This is a genomic window from Bifidobacterium sp. CP2 (assembly GCF_018555635.1).
GTDB classification, from domain to species: Bacteria; Actinomycetota; Actinomycetes; order Actinomycetales; family Bifidobacteriaceae; genus Bifidobacterium; species Bifidobacterium saguinibicoloris.
The window spans coordinates 250,523-268,380 of record NZ_JAFEJX010000003.1 but is presented as its reverse complement, the minus strand read 5'-3'; the positions used below and the strand labels follow the sequence as shown (position 1 = coordinate 268,380).

Annotated in this window: 12 protein-coding genes and 1 pseudogene; 9 read left to right on the top strand and 4 right to left on the bottom strand. The window is 65.0% G+C overall.

The annotated features are described in order from the left end of the window. Positions 1-684 precede the first annotated feature (684 nt). Positions 685-1,608, bottom strand: coding sequence for a hypothetical protein (locus JS531_RS03770; protein WP_214312853.1), 924 nt, complete (start codon positions 1,606-1,608; stop codon positions 685-687). 574 nt (positions 1,609-2,182) lie between these two features. Here JS531_RS03770 and JS531_RS03765 point away from each other — a divergent pair. The 9 genes and pseudogenes from JS531_RS03765 to JS531_RS03725 all read left to right on the top strand — a co-directional run bounded on the left by JS531_RS03765 (position 2,183) and on the right by JS531_RS03725 (position 12,680). Beyond that, a pseudogene (locus tag JS531_RS03765) lies at positions 2,183-3,126 on the top strand (sulfite exporter TauE/SafE family protein). An 81-nt stretch (positions 3,127-3,207) separates the two neighbouring features. Then, positions 3,208-3,933, top strand: coding sequence for a hypothetical protein (locus JS531_RS03760; protein WP_214312851.1), 726 nt, complete (start codon positions 3,208-3,210; stop codon positions 3,931-3,933). A gap of 400 nt (positions 3,934-4,333) precedes the next feature. After that, positions 4,334-4,771, top strand: a complete 438-nt coding sequence (locus JS531_RS03755; RefSeq protein ID WP_214312849.1) for a hypothetical protein — start codon at positions 4,334-4,336, stop codon at positions 4,769-4,771. Positions 4,772-4,781: 10 nt separating this feature from the next. Beyond that, entirely contained in the window at positions 4,782-5,108 is a 327-nt protein-coding gene (locus JS531_RS03750; RefSeq protein ID WP_214312847.1) for a hypothetical protein, read from the top strand. Positions 5,109-5,331: 223 nt separating this feature from the next. After that, positions 5,332-6,321 carry a DUF4190 domain-containing protein gene (locus tag JS531_RS03745; protein ID WP_214312845.1) on the top strand — a complete coding sequence of 330 codons (990 nt, stop codon included), beginning with the start codon at positions 5,332-5,334 and terminating at the stop codon, positions 6,319-6,321. A 222-nt stretch (positions 6,322-6,543) separates the two neighbouring features. Next, complete coding sequence (locus JS531_RS03740; protein ID WP_214312843.1) at positions 6,544-7,362, top strand: hypothetical protein; 819 nt, start codon at positions 6,544-6,546, stop codon at positions 7,360-7,362. A gap of 1,006 nt (positions 7,363-8,368) precedes the next feature. Next, positions 8,369-9,205 carry a hypothetical protein gene (locus JS531_RS03735; protein WP_240542015.1) on the top strand — a complete coding sequence of 279 codons (837 nt, stop codon included), beginning with the start codon at positions 8,369-8,371 and terminating at the stop codon, positions 9,203-9,205. 995 nt (positions 9,206-10,200) lie between these two features. Next, on the top strand, positions 10,201-11,589 hold the full coding sequence (glmM, locus tag JS531_RS03730; protein ID WP_214312841.1) for a phosphoglucosamine mutase: 1,389 nt from the start codon (positions 10,201-10,203) through the stop codon (positions 11,587-11,589). A 437-nt stretch (positions 11,590-12,026) separates the two neighbouring features. Beyond that, positions 12,027-12,680: a peptide deformylase gene (locus JS531_RS03725; protein WP_214312839.1), complete on the top strand. Its 654-nt coding sequence runs from the start codon at positions 12,027-12,029 to the stop codon at positions 12,678-12,680. 191 nt (positions 12,681-12,871) lie between these two features. On the opposite strand, the gene JS531_RS03720 is transcribed toward JS531_RS03725, so the two are convergent. Genes JS531_RS03720 through JS531_RS03710 form a run of 3 tightly spaced genes read right to left on the bottom strand, consistent with a single transcriptional unit; the run spans position 12,872 to position 17,585 of the window. Continuing rightward, positions 12,872-14,398 (bottom strand): S8 family serine peptidase, encoded by a 1,527-nt coding sequence (locus tag JS531_RS03720; RefSeq protein WP_240542014.1) that lies wholly within the window; start codon positions 14,396-14,398, stop codon positions 12,872-12,874. 47 nt (positions 14,399-14,445) lie between these two features. After that, positions 14,446-15,888 (bottom strand): type VII secretion protein EccB, encoded by a 1,443-nt coding sequence (gene eccB / locus JS531_RS03715; RefSeq protein WP_214312830.1) that lies wholly within the window; start codon positions 15,886-15,888, stop codon positions 14,446-14,448. Positions 15,889-15,920: 32 nt separating this feature from the next. Then, positions 15,921-17,585, bottom strand: coding sequence for an EsaB/YukD family protein (locus JS531_RS03710; RefSeq protein WP_214312828.1), 1,665 nt, complete (start codon positions 17,583-17,585; stop codon positions 15,921-15,923). Between the last annotated feature and the right edge of the window lie 273 nt (positions 17,586-17,858).

The following is a 17,858-nucleotide window of genomic DNA, read 5'->3' as shown; positions in this document are numbered from 1 at the left end:
GGTCCGGTTGTGACGCGGTCTGGTTGTGACACCGGGTGATGCGTGGATTCACGGCGTGGATCATCGCTGAAGCCTGCTGAAGCCGTATGGGGCGTGCCGAATCGATTCGGCACGCCCCATACGCATATGACTGCATGCCACATACCCGTATGGCAATGCGGTTGCGGGTATGCAATAGCCTATTCGGGCATATCCCGGGTGTGTACCACTCGGGTGGGGACATGACCGTGTTCCGTGCCCTTGCGGTGTTGTGTACCCCGGGCTCTGGTACGCAATGTGATTCCGAGGACCTGTGGTGTTGTGTACCCCGAATTTGCGGTACACAACGCGGTTTCAGGGGCTGATGGCATTGCGTACCGCGGCGGACCATGGTGCTTACGATGAGAACGGCCATTTTCCAACGGTTCGCCATGGCGTGAGCCGAAACATCGGGGTACACGGTCTTGCGGGATGCGTTAATCGTGTTGTGTACCCCGAATTTGCGGTACGCAACGTCATGAATCTCTGTATCGGCGTTGCGTACCACTGGCAATGCAGATGTATACCGGTGAGCCGTTGTCCGTCCATGACATTCCGCTGGATTCCGCGGCACCTGTCCGTCGGCGCTTCCCACCGGACGTCCGCATTTCCATTACCCATCCTCCGTCCGGTTTCTGTATACCGTCCGATTCCTGTACTCCGTTCCTACATCCCGCCCGTATCCGATCGCCCGGCTCGTTCCCGCGCGATACGTTCCAATGGCCGGGCGAGGACATGGAAATCGAATATGGCGCCGCGTCCTGCGAGCACACGGGCGATGGAGAAGGCGAAATCGGCGCGGGACGCGTCATCGGCGAGTGTGGCCGCGGTGGCGATGCCGATGTGCCAGCCTCTGCCGCGAAGACGATCCCTCTTCTCCTGGTCGCGCCGCCATTGCGTCCGGTCGGTGCGATGCTGATCACCGTCGTATTCCACGGCGACCAGATGATCCGGCCATGCGAGGTCCAATGTCATGGGGCTGCCGGAACGGAATGTCACATTGGGAACGGCGTAGCTTGCCACGGGATCGGGTAGTCCGTGAGCCAGCAGCCCGAGACGGGTGCGTGTCTCCTGCGGTGACTCCGCATGGGGACGCATCATTGCCATGGCCTGTTCGCATAGTCGTTTGCCTTTGAACCGGGGCATCGAGGTGAGCCATGCATCAAGCTCCCGCAGGATGGTGTCCGGTGCCCGTCCGTTCGCCAGCGCCGGTTGACGGCTTATCGCGGTGACGATCGACTCGCCGAGTATGATGGTCGATTCCAACGTCAGGTGGTTGGACAGCTGCGCCCACGTGTGGCGCAGGTCCAGCGCGTACACGAGCTGGTTGATGCGGATGTGGCCTGATGGTGGCAGCGGTTTCCAGATGTGGTTGCGCATTGTCAATGCGCGTTTGCGCACGCGTTTGGTCCTGCTGCTGGATACCGTATGCAGCAGTGTCTCATCGATGCCGCAATCGGGCGGAATCGGCACGGTCTGCAGCATGAGTGACGTGGTCATGCCGAACAGCAGGGTCGTTTTCGTGGACTGGGCCTCCTGCGTGCATCGGCGGATGGCATCCTGTCTGCGTTGGACGAGGCCCATGCCCATGGGTGCGGTGTTCGTGGATATGTCCGTTGTGGTGTCCGCCGTACGCTGGTGGGTCGCAACCGACGCGCTCGAAGCCGGCGGTGGGCAGGGGAGAGACACCGAGGGAACGGCTGGCTCATCCATGCCGTCCACGGGCTCGTAGGTCCAATCGTCATCGATCATCGTATTCATACAGGCACGGTACGGGGAATGGACGCCGCGTGTAAAGCCAATGCAAGGGTTGTGGACGGAGCCCTCGCGAATCTTCACAATCGGGATTGGCCAGCATAGGACGTCCACGCATCAGGAGGACACGTACCAAGAGGCACGCCATGGCAGGCATGCAACGGCGTGCGGCCGGTCGCCGTTGGATGCGCCGACGCGTCGTTCGGCTCGCGTCCATGCATCGGCGTGCGATCGCGAAGACTCCGGAGGGGTGGTGCGGTCCGTATGGCAAGAGAAAACCCGCGGCCGGTTCCCAACGGCGTATCCTCGCAACAGGTTGATAGGAAAACCAGGGTTCCCGTGTGCTCCGTGGAAGGCATGCCCTGTCATGGACGCGGGACGATGCATGACGAGGTTGAAGGATGTGGATATGGTCGCGGGTTTTTCCTTGGTGACGCTGCTGTTGATTCTGCTGGCCGGTGTGGGTGCGGGATTCGTCGGGTATGCCGTGGGCGCCTCGTCGCTTGTCTCGTACCCCGCGCTGCTCGCATGCGGCATCCCGCCGGTGCTGGCGAACGCCTCGAACACGGTGGGTGTGGTCGGCACCGGCATCGGCGGCGTGATGGGCGCGCGTCGCGAACTGAAGGGACAGACGCTGCGCTCGGTGGTCTACGTGGCCGTGGGCGCCGTGGGCGGGGTGATCGGCGCGTTCCTGCTGCTCGAACTCGACCCGAAGGTGTTCGAATTCGCCGCGCCCGCATTGATCTTGTTCTCGTCGCTCATCATCGCGGTCAACCCGCGCGGACGCATGCAGGCGAAGCAGGCGGCCGCCGACGCGAACGCGCAGTTGGCGCGCATGCGGAACGCCGAGGCATCCGCCGCAACGGGTGTGTCCGATAAGTCCGACAAACCCGATAAGACCGACAAGCGTTCGTCCGTCGCCTCCGGTCCGTCCGCCACCCCCGCCTCGTCCGCTTGTCCGACTCCCTCGAACGCCCCGTGCAGCCGCTGAAGAAGGACTCCTGGTGGGTGTGGCTCGGCGTCGACGCGGTCGCCGTGTATTCCGGATACTTCGGCGCGGGTGCCGGCACGCTCGCGCTCGCCGTGCTCGACGCGGCGAAGATCGGCCCGTTCCATAAGATCAACGCGTTGAAGACGCTGATCGGCACGGGCGCGAACATCACCGCGTCGGTCGTGTTCATCGCGCGCGGCGCCGTCGACTGGCCCGCCGCGATCATGCTGTGCATCGGCTGTTTCATCGGAGGGTACATCGCCCCGCCCATCACCCGACGCATCCCCGCGAACATCATGCGCGCCGCCGCCGTGATCGCCGGCGTCGTCCTCACCATCGACCTCGCGTTGAAGACGTACTGAATCGTCGTGTCGCCGCGACGGTTCCCTCCTCGACGGCGATAGACTGGGCGATACCGGGAAACGGGGGGAATCGAGGCGACGATGCGCAGACCGAACGGCAGACTGCTGGACAATCCGCTCTCGCAGGGAAACGTGGCCGCACGCCTCGTGGCGAACCGCACCGAACAGTGGCTCGCCGGACCGGGCGCCGTGGACCGAGTGGCATCCGCGTACGCGGCCGGATGGATGCTGTGGGACTACACGCACGGACGGCTCATCGGATGGCAGTCCGGCCCGAACGACGTGTACGGCGTCACCCGGCATTGGCGTCACGTGATCTTCACCATGCCGAGCGCCGAATCGGAGAACGCGATGGTCGCCACGGCCGTGGGACAGCTCGCCGTGGACCATCTGCTGCCGTTCGGCGCGGACATCGCCGCCAGCATGGCCATGGGCGATGAGGAGGCGCGGCGGAACGCGGAACGTCGCATCGTGCTGCAGCCGCCGGACGGACCGGACATGATGCCGTTGACCGTGCGCGCCGTCCAACTGCTGCAATGGGCGGACGCGACGGTCGGCGCCATGCGGTTCGTGGACGTGCCGCTCCTCATGGCGAACGCGGCCGCCGCGCGCGTCGCGCTCGCGGAATTCACGTTCCGCGAATACCGGGGGCTGATTTGTGAGAGCGTGCCGGGAGCGGGCATGAGCCCGTACCCGCCTGCATGCCCGCCCGGCTGGACGCCGCCCGTGAACAGGTCCGCGCACGGTCCCAACAGTCCCATGAACGGTCCTATGAACAGGTCCGTGTATAGAGGAGGCGTGCGATGATTCGGAAGTGGTTGTGATGGGCTATCTTGCGTATATGCGGGCGAATTGTCCGGGCTGGAACAGGATGCATTGGAGGAACCGCGGCTGGGATGCGAGCATCGATCATTTCGGTGCCAAACGCGAGGCATTCGATTTGCCGATTCCATTGCTGTTCACGTGCGCGTCGGGCTTGGACCATCCGATGTTCCCGGACGATGGCAGCACGTTGATCAATCCCCTCGGAGAGTTCGAAAAGGCATCACGCCCGACGGCCTACGCATGGCGCGACCATTGGATTGTGGCGTCCGCATCCAGCTACTCGTTCAATAATCATTCGGCAAGCACCGTAAGCTGCTGGTATTGCGCTCCGGTGCGGCCATTCCCCAGACAGATCGGTGACAAGGGGAACAGCAGCAGACGTATGGACATCAGCATTCTGCGCGCCCCGTTCCCCATCATCGAAGACACCGGCCTCACATCGTTTTCCACATGCTCGCTTGGCCATACCGACGACCCTCCGTTCATGCCGCCCTACAACGGCAATCCGACGCAGGCGATGGTGCGGTTGATGAACTCGTTCCGCATGAAGCCGGGTTGGATCGTATGGAACGGGTATCTGCACGTATGGGTGAACTCCCTGTATTGGAAGCAGCTGCCGGATGCGAACGATGATTTCCGCTACGCCATCGGCGGCGTGCCCGCCACGCTGGAGCTCGAACTGTTCAAGGCATACCGCGCCTATTACGAGCAGTTGCGACGCGAATTGCCTTGCCCGTATGCGGGGCCGATCGTGTGGCCGGACCAGTGCGACCCGCGGTTCCCGTTGCCGTCCGATCCGCGATACGGTGCGTACGTGTAGGAGGATGCCGATGTCGCGTCTCATGGAACGGGTGGACCGTCTGGATCGTCTGGCGGAACGCCTGACACGGATTCACATGGACTGGCTGCTGTACCTGATCTGGTTCGCGGTCTGGCTCATACCCGGCACGATGCAGGATGCGCCGCCGAATCTGCCGCAACGGCTGATGTTGGTGCTCTACATCCCGTTCTTCCCGATGATGACGTTCGTGTGCTGGCGATGCATGCGTACGAGGAACCTGAAGGTAAGACATTGGCGGTATCCGGGCGGAGTGTTCAGCATGTGGATGCTGACCGTGCTCATGGAGGGAGTGGCGATTTCGACCTTGATGAGATAGGACGTGAACGGGTGTGGGGGACGGAATCATGCGGGTCGGGTTTCGTAGGTGGCGCGATAGGGGGTAGGCTGGACATGAAGGGATTTCCTGAATGGTACGGCGATCTCCTCGGAATCATCCAACGGCGGCGTGAGCCGTCGAACGCATGAAGGAGTGCGGACGTCAAGGTGGGGCATCATACGACGATGAACGACCGGATCCGCCAAGAAGGGAAACAGGTACGATGACCAATCCAACGATGAACCCACAGGGCCAGTGGAATCCCGCGCCTCCGGCGGGGCAGCCGGGAGTGTACGGCCAGGGCGGGCAATACGGCGGCGCGTACGGCGCGCCGGCTGGCCAGTATCCGGGAAGCCAGTATCAGGGCGGCGCGTATCCGTCAGGCGGCCAATACCCCGGAGGTTCGTATCCCGGCGGCCCCGGCGCGTATCCGGGCGGTCCGGCCAATCCGTATCCGGCGAACCCATATCAGCAGCCGCAGCAGGCGAAATGGAACACGATGGCGATCGTCGGCTTCATCGGCTCGTTCTTCATCAGCCTGCTCGGCCTCATCTGCTCCATCATCGGCTACCGCCAGACCGGACAGACCGGCGAGAAGGGACGAGGCCTTGCGCTCGCCGGCATCATCATCAGCGGCGCCAGCATGGTGCTGAGCCTCATCCTGGTCATCGGCGTCATCGGCGGGGCCGTCGCGACGAGCGGCAGCCACTCGAGCGGTTCCACCGGCGGCGACGGGTCGTCGCTCGCCGAGCCTTCGCCCAAGTCCGATTCCGGATCCGGTTCCGACGGCGGTTCAGGCTCGTCCGGTTCGTCCGGTTCCGATTCGGGGTCCGGCTCCGGTTCGCTGCGCGGTGGCAAGACGTATGCGAACATGGACGAGTTCGTCCAGTCCGGCGACGGCACCGACTTCATCGATTCGATCGCCCAGGCGTTCACCAAGAACGGCTTGAACCCGATCGTCAGCGGCCAAGGTGATACGCTCACCTACGACATCTTCATCATGCCCACGTTCGACGGCTCCAACGACGACTACGAGGATTCCAGCGCATGGGAGTCGATGTTCGACACGAAGGACTCCTATTTCGCCGAGAAATGCCAGGAACTCGACAAGCAGGTCAAGACCTCGTCCGGCGCGAAGATCCGCATCCACATCCAGGGCGGCGACGGGGACATCTTCGACCGCACATGGGATGTGGACGGCGCCGTCAATTAGCCGTCGGCCGTCAATCGTCCGGTCGACCGACGGCCCCGCCTGACCGGGCGGGAATGGAGACGGACTCACGCCGTCGGGCCTCCGACATCGGGTTCCGCACGTACGCGTCTGCGTGCGGAACCCGGGCGTCACACCCGGGCGGCCATCGGAGCGTGATGGACCGGAACATGAAACCGGATGACAGAACCGAAGGGGAACCGGAATCGGAGACAGAGGAGGACGATGGCGGAATCGTGGCTCGAATGGGTACGCGCCGAGAACCCGCGGCACAATCCGCACCATTGGAAATACCGCGGCTGGACCAGCCAGCTGGAGGTCACGTCGCCGACGTACGCATTTCCGACGCTCGCGTTCGACCTGCCATGGAGCCTGTTCTGGATGGCCGTATCCGGCAGCGACGTGCCCACCGGCAAGGTGACGGACGACACGCTGCGGCATATGAGGTCGCACGACGCCACATGGATCCAGCCGACGTTCTGCTGGCGCGACGACGGCTGGATGGTGATGAGCATCGACAGCTTCCATCGCACCAGCTTCACCCGCTGGTTCAAACCGGTGCGACCGCTGCCCGACCAGGGCATAGGATTCTTCGAACAGGGCCGTTCCACCGCGCTCTACGTGATGCGCGCTCCATTCCCGCTCACCTTGGACACGTCCATCACCCTGCACTCCACCTGCTCGTTGGGGCATGTGGACGATCCGCCGTTCATGCCGCCGTACTGCGGCAATCCCTCGTCGCGGATGATCGAGCTGATGAACTCCGTGCCTGCGAAACCCGGGTACATCGTCTGGAACGGGTTCCTGCACGTATGGTTCAACCACCTGCTATGGGATCAAGCGGATACCGCGCCCAAGCGGCTGCTGGACACCATGGCGGTGTCCGCGCCGGCCGAACTCATCCTGTTTCGCGCGTACAAACTGTATTACGAGCAGCTGCGACGCGAACTGCCACAACCCTATGAGGGGCCGATCGTGTGGCCCGACCAATGCGATCCGCGCTTCCCGCTGCCGGGCGATCCGCGGTATTCCGCGTACCGGTGAGGGGTGTGGTTCCTGTTCCGGTGAGGAAGGCAGGCGGGTTGCGTGGTGTTTCGTGGTGTTCCGTGGACCCGGAGTGCTGTGTGGTGTGCGATTGCGTTCCGGTCCGGAGCGCCGTGGTCCGGAGTGCTGTGGGATGGGTTTTCCCTGTTCCGGTGGCAGGTTCTGTGGCCCCGGAGCGGGGGAGAGGGGTGCTGACGCGTTCCGGACCGGGGTGCCGTGGTCCGGAATGCCGTGGGATGGTGTTTTCCTGTTCCGGGTGCAGGTGTTGGACTGTGAGCTGTACCCGGAGTGCTGTTAGGCTCGTGTTTTCTGTTCTGGACCGGGGTGCCGTGGTCCGGAATGCCGTAGGGCTTGCGATTGCTGTTCCGGTGGCAGATTTCGTGGACCCGGAGTGCTGTTAGGCTCGTGTTTTCTGTTCCGGACCGGAACGCTGTGGTCCGGAATGCCGTGGGATGGCGTTTTCCTGCTCCGGGGCTAGGATCCGCGGACTTCGGTGCATGTCTGGGAAGTGCATGTCTGGGAAGGATGCGGCATCGTTGCCAGCGGACACTGAGCAGGTCGGTGTCTGAACCTGCTTCGCGTACGCGCGGGGGTGCGGACGAATTGTTGGACGCCTTGGGCGTCCGGATTGGAGTTCGTGATGTATTCAAGGCAGTTTGAAATGTGAAGATTTACGAGGGCTCTATCCACATTGCCCGGATGGGCTTTTCCGGATGTGCCCCGGTTGTCTACCGTGAACGGCATGAACGCTTGTGATGCCAATGTAGGCCGTGCCAATGTAGGCCATGCCAATGCCGCCCGTGCCGGTGCGGTCCGTGCTGATGCCGCGGGTACCGGCGCCTCCACGCCCTATGTCTCCTCGCCCATGTCCGTATCCGTGCCTGAGACCATGATGGCGGTTCCTCCGGATACACCTCCGGGCGGACCTCCGGGCATACCATCCGATGTGCCGGTGCCAATGGGGGAGAGTCTCGCCCAGCGTCGTGCGGACACGGTCCGACGATGCATGGAACAGGTCGAATCGTTGCGAAGGCCGATGCTGTTCGGCATGACCACATCGCTGGTGCTGCAATCGGTGCCGCTCCCCGATGATTGCCCGTTCGGCACTGATCTGCTGCACTCCGTATCGGGCAGCAAACGGAAGCGCATACGGGCGCGGGGTGTTCGGCACCATACGTGGAGTCCGTTGCGCCATGCCCACAACGTGTGCATCGGGACATGCGTGGGACAACGGGCGTATGCGCTTGACTTGTTCCATACATGGGCGCAGATGTCGCCGTACCTGTCTCTGCCTTCACTCGTCATGCTCGGTGAGTCGGTCATCACTTCGATCGCGCGTCAACGCGAGTTGGCCAATGGACGTACGTCTGAGCAGATTCATGCGGATATGCGGCTGTTCCTTGAGCGGATTCCGAGATTCACCGGCAAATGCAAATGCGCACGGGCCATGGCGTTGATTCGTCCGAATGTGGATTCCCCCCAGGAGACGAAGACGCGGCTCATGCTGTCGTCGCACGGGTTGCCCGAATGCGTGGTGAATTACGCCGTGCCCGGCGTCTCGTTCGATTCGGGCGTAGCGATGACGTTGGATATGGCATGGCCGGATTATCACGTGGCGGTGGAATACGATGGCGACCATCATCGTGTGGACCGGGACCAGTGGCGCCGCGACCGCAGCAAGCGTGGCCGTTTGAACGGCCGCGACTGGGTGGTGTTCACGGCGACCGCCGCCACGCTTGCCGACGCCGCGGCCAGTGCGGAATTCGCGTTCGGTGTGGCGCGACAGTTGACGTTGCGTGGAGCGTCGTTCCCCTTTCATGTGGTGGCGCGGAGTCTGGAATAGGGGGACTGCTGCGGAATCTATGTTGTTCGTATGGGCCGCGGCTTTATGAACTGGAACACTGCAGAGTGCACGATTCCGATCTCGGGTCCACGTTGTTTTCTCATGCTCGTGACAGGTTGGTGTCCGATGGGACACCGTGATTTGTGAAGGAGTGTTGTGGGGGAGAAGGCCGTGGATGGTGTGATGGAGGAGTTGTTGTGGGGATGATGCAGACGAGGTGCCGAGGGCTGTCTGGACTGGATGGCCGGTGGTGATGTTGACACGTGACATGCCGGTGTCCGATGGGACACCGGCATGTCACGCGCTGGTTACGGGGGAGGCGAGTCCGGAGCGTGAGGCGAACTTGCTGGTGTGTTCCAGCCTAGGGGTGTGTGGTTCAGAGTGAGTGCTGTGGGATGGTGTTCTCACGCTCCGGGGTCGGGTTCTGTGGCGTTTTGTGGACCCGGAGTGCTGTGGGACTTGTGATTTTGGTTCCGGACCAGAGGAGTGTGAGCCGGAACGATGTGAGGCGTGTGGTTCCGGTTCCGGGTCCAGGTTGCGTGGTGTTCTGTGGACCCGGAGTGCTGTTAGGCTCGTGTTTTCTGTTCCGGACCGGAGCGCTGTGGTCCGGAATGCCGTAGGGCTTGCGATTGCTGTTCCGGTGGCAGATTTCGTGGACCCGGAGTGCTGTTAGGCTCGTGTTTTCTGTTCCGGACCGGGGTGCCGTGGTCCGGAATGCTGTGGGATGGCGTTTTTCTGTTCCGGGTCCATTCGATTATGTGTCCATGCGATCATGCCCGAGTCCCGCCAGACTCTGCCAGCTCTCCCGCCCTCCCGCAGGCCCTCATTCTCGCGATTGTGGCCGATTTGGGCGGCAATCGGACGAATCGGGTGATTTCCCGGCTCACGCCGATTACCATGGGGCAGGGTAACGGGACGGGCCGGCTTGCGTCGCATGGCGTTCGTCGTGTGCGGTCCCGAGGATGTTCGAATACTCGAATGAAGGATGCAGAACAATGCCGAAGATGTTTGGAACCGATGGTGTTCGTGGCCTGGCGAACCGTGATCTGACCGCGCGTCTGGCGCTCGATCTGGGCGATGCCGCCGTGCGCGTGCTGGGCAAGGCCGGTCAGAAGGACGAGACCCAGCCGGAGGGTCGTCGTCGTGCGCTCGTCGGCCGCGATACGCGCGTGTCCGGCGATTTCCTCGCCTCCGCGCTGTCCGCGGGCATGGCCGCCGGTGGTTTCGACGTGATCGACGCGGGCATCATCCCCACGCCGGGCGTCGCGTTCCTCACCTCCGTGCTCAATGTGGAGATGGGCGCCGTGATCTCCGCCTCCCACAATCCCATGCCGGACAACGGCATCAAGTTCTTCGCGCGCGGCGGTTTCAAGCTGCCGGACGCGAAGGAGGATGAGATCGAGGCGGTGCTCGGCCAGGATTGGGATCGTCCCACCGGCGCCGGCGTGGGCCGTGTGAGCCATGACACGGTGACCGCCACGAACCTGTACATCGACCATCTGGTCTCCTCGATCGCCCCGCTCAACCCGGACAAGACGCAGCCGAAGCCGTTGCGCGGCCTCAAGATCGTGGCGGATTGCGCGAACGGCGCCACGTCCGTGGTGGCTCCGGAGGCGCTGCGCCGCGCCGGCGCGGACGTGATCGTCATCAACGCCTCCCCGGACGGCTACAACATCAACAAGCATGCGGGTTCCACGCATCCGGAGCAGCTGCAGGCCATGGTCAAGGCGACGGACGCGGTGATGGGCGTCGCGTTCGACGGCGATGCCGATCGTTGCCTCGCGGTGGATGAGGACGGCAACATGGTCAACGGCGATCAGATCATGGGCATTCTCGCGCGTGCGAAGAAGGAGGCGGGCAAGCTCGCCGACAACACGCTCGTCGTCACCGTGATGAGCAACCTCGGCTTGAAGCTCGCCTTGAAGGACATGGGCATCAAGACCGTGCAGACCGCGGTGGGCGACCGTTATGTGCTGGAGGAGATGCTGCGCGGCGGCTACACGCTGGGCGGCGAGCAGTCCGGCCACGTCATCAACCGCGAGTTCGCCACCACGGGCGACGGCACGCTCACGGCCCTCACCCTGTGCAACGAGGTGGTGCGTTCCGGCAAGAGCCTCAAGGAGCTGGCCGCGGACTTCCCGCAGCTGCCGCAGACGCTCGTCAACGTGCCGAACGTGGACAAGATGGCCGCCACGACGAACGCCAAGGTGCAGGCCGCTGTGGAGAAGGAGTCGAAGCTGCTGGGTGAGACCGGCCGTGTGCTGCTGCGTCCGTCCGGCACCGAGCCGCTCGTGCGCGTCATGGCCGAGGCCGCCACGCAGGAGCAGGCCGACGAGGTGTGCGACCGTCTGGCGAAGGTCGTCGCCGAGGAGCTCGCCCTGTAGAGGGACCGAGGTCCGTTGCGACGAGGCGGCCATCGTCCGTTCGTTCGACGACTGTCTGTACGTTCGACGACTGTCTGTTCGTTCGACGACTGTCTGTACGTTCGACGGCAGTCGTCCGTACGTTTGACAACCGCCCGTTCGATCGACGACCGCCCGTACGTTCGATGATTGTCTCCGTTCGGCGGCCGTCCTCACGTTCGGCGGCAGTCCGTTCGCCCGTCGGGCGGGTGCTCATCAGACGTCCGATCAGTACGTTTGATGCAACCGTCCGACCCGGGCCCGCCGACGTCCGTTCGTCAACGTTCCGCTTCGCCGACGCCCGGCCGGCCCGCCAGCGCTCCGGCCTCGGCATCCGCAGCCCGCAGCCCCACCCATCCACGCACCCCGCCGCATATCCCCGCCGGCGGGATGAAGCAGAAGCAAAGGAAACAACCGATATGTTCGGCAAGAACTCGAAGGTCGACATCGCGTTGAACCGCGATGTCGAGCAGCTCATCAAGACCGGCGGCAAGGAGCGCATCCTGCCCATCGTGCAGGCGGGCGAGCCCGTGCTGCGCGCCAAGTGCGCCGCGTACACCGGCCAGCTGTCGAAGGGCACGCTGCGCAAGCTCATCGACACGATGCGCGTGACCATGCTCGAGGCGCCCGGCGTGGGCCTCGCCGGCCCGCAGATCGGGCTCGGCCTGGCGCTCGCCGTGGTGGAGGACCACGTGCGCGACGACGAGGACGATCCGCGTGAGATCGCGGAGTTCCCGTTCCATGCGATCATCAACCCGAAGTACACGCCCGTGGGGGAGAAGACCGCGAGCTTCTTCGAGGGGTGCCTGAGCTTCGACGGCTATCAGGCGGTGCGCCGGCGTTGGCTGGACATCGAGGCCGAGTGGGACGACGAGGCGGGCAATCATCACAAGGAGCGTCTGCATGGTTGGCCGGCCCGCATCTTCCAGCATGAGACGGATCATCTGAGCGGCGAGCTGTACATCGACAAGGCGGAGATCCGCTCGCTCACCACCTCCGAGAATCTGGAGGATTTTTGGTGCGAGGATCCGGTGCCGACCGCCGCCGCGGAGGAGCTCGGCTTCGACCTGTGACGTGAGAACCGTGGAACCTTGCGTGACACGGTTTGCGGGCGATGTCCCGCGAACGGGATTCCGCGGGTGTCACCTGTATGTGGTGTCCTGCGGATGATGATTCGTGGACGACGTCCCATAGGAAACGCCCCGTACGCATGACGCCCTGTGGCGTAGGACACCATCGGATGTCCTATGCCACAGGGCGTCCGTCATTCCGTGGTGTCGCGGTCGAGTGCGGCGGCCCCTGTATCGCCGTTGCTCAGGACCCCGCCGTTCCGCCGAAGTCCGCTGTCCCCGCTTGTCCGTTCGTCGTGACGTGCGTTGCGTCGTCCGCCCATCCGCGTGCCGCGACGAACGCCGCCCTGTCCGTCCGCCTGTCCGTCACGCTGTCCGTCACGCCGCCCCAAGCCGCGCAGGAATGCCACGCCCCAGAGCGCGGCCAGTCCGATGGCGGTGATGGCCACGATGCGTTTCACCTGCGCGTTCGCGTCCTTCACCGGATGCAGCACGATGGGGTCCTGTGTGGTGGAGGCGTGTCGCCCGCCGCCCGCGGGCCCGCGCAGATGCGGGGAGAGGGTCACGTCGATGGCGTTGAGCGGGTCCATGACGCCCCATCCGGTCTGGTCGTCGCGCTGGTCGGGGTTGGTGCGGTTGGCGGTGGTGAGGATGCGTTGCCGCCATTGTTCGGGTGTCTCGTCCGGATGCGCGGAGGCGATGAGCGCCGCCTCGCCGCTCACGTAGGCGGTGGCGAAGCTGGATGATGCGGCGTCGGTGGCGAAGACGCAGTCCAGTCCTCCGGGGACGGTGGTGGCCACGTCGGCGCCGGGGGCTGCCACGTCCACCTGATCGCCGTGTACGGAGTCGTTGGTGGGGTTGAGCGTGGTGTCGAGCGCGGTGACGCCGACGACTTCGGGATAGGCGGCGGGGTAGCGTTCCCCGTCTTTAGTGGTGGAGGAGGTGAGCCGGTTGCCTGCGCTGGCCACGATGAGGCTGCCGTGCGATTCGGCGTAGGAGACGGCTTGGCGCATTTCGGGGATGTCGCGTATGTCGCTCAGCGAGATGTTGATGATGCGCGCGCCGTGATCCACGGCGTAGGTGACGGCGCTGGCCACGTCCTCCATGCTGGGGGCGCCGGTCTGGCGTCCGTTCTCTTCGCGGATGTCCTGGAAGACGCGGATGGGCAGGATGGTGGCTTCGGGCGCGATGCCCTGTACCTGCGAGCCGTCCACGGGGCGTGCGGCGATGATGCCGGCGACGGCGGTGCCGTGGTTGTAGGTGTCGGCCATGCCGTTGGAGGGGTCGTCCGGTATGAGGCTCATGCCGGGGGTGACGGCGCCGTCGAGGTGCGGGTTGTCGGTGTCGACGCCGGAGTCGATGACGGCGACGGTGACGCCTGCGCCGGTGGCGTGATGGTGGAGTTGGTCGAGTGCGAACAGCGTGTTGGTCCATGGCGTCTGGGTGATGCTGTTTTCGACGCCGGCCTGGCATTGGCCGCCGTTCGACGAGCCGTTCGAGCCGTTTGCCCCGTTCGTTCCGCCGGCCCCGTTGGAGGTCGACGTGTCGCCCGATGCCGTGCCGTCGTCCGCGTAGGCCGTCGCCGGGTTGGCGAACGGTGCGGTGAGGGCGAGCGTGCATCCCAGTGCGATGGCGGCGAGGCCTCCGATTGCGGCGGCCAGCGCGGAGCGTGGCCTTGTTACCGCGTGCGTCGCCGCGCGTGCCGTTCCGAGTCCGGCCATGCCGGTTCCACGTCCGGCCACGCCGGTTCCATCCGAGTCACGTCCGGTCATCGCGTGCCGCCGGTCTGGTCGATGACGGCCTGCGGGTTGGGGGCGTCGCCCGCTGCGGCGGGGGTGAGCTGCACTCCGGTGGGGAAGACATCCACCCAGGCGCGGGGGATGGCGTGCACGTCCTTGCCGGTGTAGCCGAGACGGTTGAGGATTTCCTCGGTGGCGTTGGGAATGGGATAGGCGGTGCCGGTGGAGTCGATGGCGAAGACGGTGCCTTTGCCGCTGTCGCCGATGGATGCGCGGACGAGCGCGCCGGTGCCGCCGGTGACGCGCGTGGTGACAGTGGGCGTCTCGTCCAGACCGGGGCCGTCGGACTGCTTCGTGTCGGACCTGGTCGTGCCGGTGCCGCCGTCGGACTTGAGGGATTGCGGCGCCACGGCGAGACGCACGCGGGAGCCGAGCGTGCCGGAACCGGAGCTCAACGGGAACGTGGCGCACATGGTCGCGCCGTCGTCAACTGGACGCAGGGCGGACGTGGGCCAGTCGGACGGGATGACGCCGGAGGATGCGTTCTTCAGCTGCTGGAAGTCGGCGGTGCCGACGGTCCTGGGTTTGGCGAGCGTCTCCGGCTTGCCGACGACGTACAGGTTGTAGGCGAGGTCGTCGAGCGCGGTGACGGAACCGTCCTCGAGGACGAGGTAACGGGTGCCGGAGGCGTCGCCCTGCTGGGTGATGACGCCGCCGACGGTGAGCGTGGTGCCGCGCACGGTGACCGTGTCGCCTTCGCCGGGAACGGTGATGATGTCGATGGGGTCGCCGGACCGGAACAGGTTGAGCCATTGCGCGCTGGCATGGATGGTGTTGGTCTGGGGGACGCCGAGCGCGCGCAGGAAGCTGTCGCGGATGATGGATTGTTTGGGCAGCTTGTAGTGGGTGGAGCCGGCGATGAGATAGTCGTCGCCGTCCACGGTGGCCACGATGGCTTGGCGTTCGTCGAGTACGGGGATGGTGCTTCCGCTGATGAGATTGTCGACGGGGCCGTCCGCGCAGCTGGTGATGGATCCGGCGGCGAGCTGGTCCTTGGCGGGCAGTGCGTCGGGGGCGCCGAGGATGCCGATGGTGGAGCCGATGGGTTTGCCGGCGAGCTGGTCGTCCTTGACGGTGATGACGTCGAAATCGGAGGAGGGGATGAGCAGGCGCGCGCTGATGGCGTTGATGACGGGGTGGAGGGTGCCGTTGACGCTGACGTAGCGTGCGGCGGAGTCCTTGGCCACGATGAGCTTGTTGTTCTCCCATCCGGCGGGCAGGGACGGGCTCATGATCCCGTAGAACACGCTGACGAGGATGGCGATGAGCGCGAGTCCCACGCCCACGATGACGGGCGTCTGGTTCTTCTTCGGGGTGAGCTCCACGCCGGAGGGGATGCCGCTGGTGAATGCGGTGACGAGTCTGCGGCGCGAATAGCTCTGCGCTTCGGAAAGGTCCTTCTTGTCTGCCATGGTGCGGGTTCCTTCCTATTGGCCTGCGGCTGTTACATCGTCAACGTCAGGTAGGCGAGCGGCGGCAGCAGGATGATGCACAGCACTTCGGCCGCGTCCGCCACGCGCGTGCCGAACAGGGAGCTGCGGGTGGTGACGTGGGTGATGGTGACGGTGGCCATCGCGCCGATGAGCAATGCCAGGGTGAGCGGCATGGCGAGCGTGGGATGCGTGCGGATGGCGATGAACGCGGTGGCGACGAGCCCGATGCCGGCGGCGCCCACGGTGACGAGCATCTCGCGCAGCGTGTAGATTTGCCGGGAGTCGAGCAGCATGCCGAGGAACGCGACGAGGCAGATGAGCGCGCCCAGCGGGTTCGGTTGCGCGGCGAGCAGGGGTGCGGCGGTGATGAGGAGCGCGGCCACGGCCACGCGTCCGATGAACAGCATGGTGGAGCCGAGGATGTAGCGGCGGCGGATGTCCTCGTAGTCGATGTCCTCGGGCAGTTTGAAGATCTCGGATTCGCTGTGCGGGCTGTCCACGCTGATGCGCGCCATGGAGAGGCACATCCAGGGCAGCGCGTTGGCGGCGAGGGCGATGAGCGTGGTGGTGAAGATCCAGATCTGCGCGGCGTTCACGGGGAACATGAACGCGAGTCCGCTGGGAATGACGGCGAGGAGTCCCGCGCAGATGGGGATGAGGCTGTAGGGGCGGGCGCCGGATGCGGCGAGCGTCATGACGCCGCCGCCGATGATGAGGCCCGTGGCGGCGGCGAGGAGCGGCAGCCCGTGGAAGGGTTGTCCGGGAAGCAGCGTGGATGCGAGCTGGTAGCCGCCGATGGCGGCGAACAGGCTGGCGACGAGCCCCATGACGAGCGCCTGCGCGGTCATGGCCTTGCCGTTGAGGAGCGCGGCGAGGGCCATGAGCACGGCGCAGAACGCGAAGCCGAGCGTTGCGTTGACGAGGCCGGCGGGGAAGAGCGCCAGGCATGCGGCGGCGATGAGGAGGAGTCCCGCGCTGATGATGAGCGAGGTGATGGTGGTGTGTTCGTTGGTCCAGGGTTTGTAGACGCGTTGCACGCTGGCTCCGACGGCTTCGACGACGTCGTCGTAGACGATGTCGCCGTCGGTGAGCGCATCGGGTTCGAGGGTGAGCGTGGCGCCGTCCGCCACGTGCTGCTCCTCGAGGGTGCGCGAGGGGTCGAGCGCCTCTCCGCCGGAGGCGACGAGCCGGTATCCGCCATAGACGATGGCGGGGTCGAGTACGCCGAGCCGTCGTGCGATGTCCGGCAGGAGGTCGGCCACGATGGGGGTGGCGCCCACGTTGAGGGTGATGGTGCGTGACTTGTAGCCGATGGTGACGGTGAGGCGGGGATCGTCGTCGGCGTCCGTCTCCGGGGGGAGGGGCGCGTCGTCGACGGGGTATGCAATCTGCGGGATGTCGGCCGCCGGTGTGCGCCGTGCATGCGGCGTGGCCGCCGGAGTGACGGTCGGCGCGGGTGCGGGCGCCTGCACGGCGGCGGGACGTGGCGGGACCGTGGCGACGCGTGCCGGAACGGGTGCGACGGGCGGGGCCGTCGGCACCGGAATGGGGGCCGGCACGCCTGCGGAGGCCGGCGGCGGTGCGACGGAGGGTGCCGGCGGGATGGCGGGGACGTCCGGTGGGGTGCGATGCGCATGGTTCGGCCGTCGTGGGGGTATGGGTGTGCGTGCTGCCATTGCTGACGTCCCTTCTGATTCCTCCGGCCCACGCCCGCGTGGCCGTATGCCGGTTGGTTCCCATCATAGGGGGCGAATCGCTTGTCGTCCCGTGTTCACGTGAAATTCAGGAGAAATCATTGACGCGTTGGTTTCTGGGCGTATGATGAAAACCATCGTTGTATATGGTGAAGAGAGAGCCAAGGGCGCGTCCCGCCGGAACCATGGTGGTTTTCTTGGGGAAGGGCGAAGCGGCCTGAGGATTTGTCATCATCCGCCGCAGCGACATCGGAT

Bases quoted from the DNA above. Each gene is read 5' to 3' on its own strand.
- JS531_RS03770 (WP_214312853.1), bottom strand. From the start codon at position 1,608: ATGGGCATGGGCCTCGTCCAACGCAGACAGGATGCCATCCGCCGATGC.
- JS531_RS03760 (WP_214312851.1), top strand. From the start codon at position 3,208: ATGCGCAGACCGAACGGCAGACTGCTGGACAATCCGCTCTCGCAGGGA.
- JS531_RS03755 (WP_214312849.1), top strand. From the start codon at position 4,334: ATGGACATCAGCATTCTGCGCGCCCCGTTCCCCATCATCGAAGACACC.
- JS531_RS03750 (WP_214312847.1), top strand. From the start codon at position 4,782: ATGTCGCGTCTCATGGAACGGGTGGACCGTCTGGATCGTCTGGCGGAA.
- JS531_RS03745 (WP_214312845.1), top strand. From the start codon at position 5,332: ATGACCAATCCAACGATGAACCCACAGGGCCAGTGGAATCCCGCGCCT.
- JS531_RS03740 (WP_214312843.1), top strand. From the start codon at position 6,544: ATGGCGGAATCGTGGCTCGAATGGGTACGCGCCGAGAACCCGCGGCAC.
- JS531_RS03735 (WP_240542015.1), top strand. From the start codon at position 8,369: ATGGAACAGGTCGAATCGTTGCGAAGGCCGATGCTGTTCGGCATGACC.
- glmM (WP_214312841.1), top strand. From the start codon at position 10,201: ATGCCGAAGATGTTTGGAACCGATGGTGTTCGTGGCCTGGCGAACCGT.
- JS531_RS03725 (WP_214312839.1), top strand. From the start codon at position 12,027: ATGTTCGGCAAGAACTCGAAGGTCGACATCGCGTTGAACCGCGATGTC.
- JS531_RS03720 (WP_240542014.1), bottom strand. From the start codon at position 14,398: ATGGCCGGACTCGGAACGGCACGCGCGGCGACGCACGCGGTAACAAGG.
- eccB (WP_214312830.1), bottom strand. From the start codon at position 15,888: ATGGCAGACAAGAAGGACCTTTCCGAAGCGCAGAGCTATTCGCGCCGC.
- JS531_RS03710 (WP_214312828.1), bottom strand. From the start codon at position 17,585: ATGGCAGCACGCACACCCATACCCCCACGACGGCCGAACCATGCGCAT.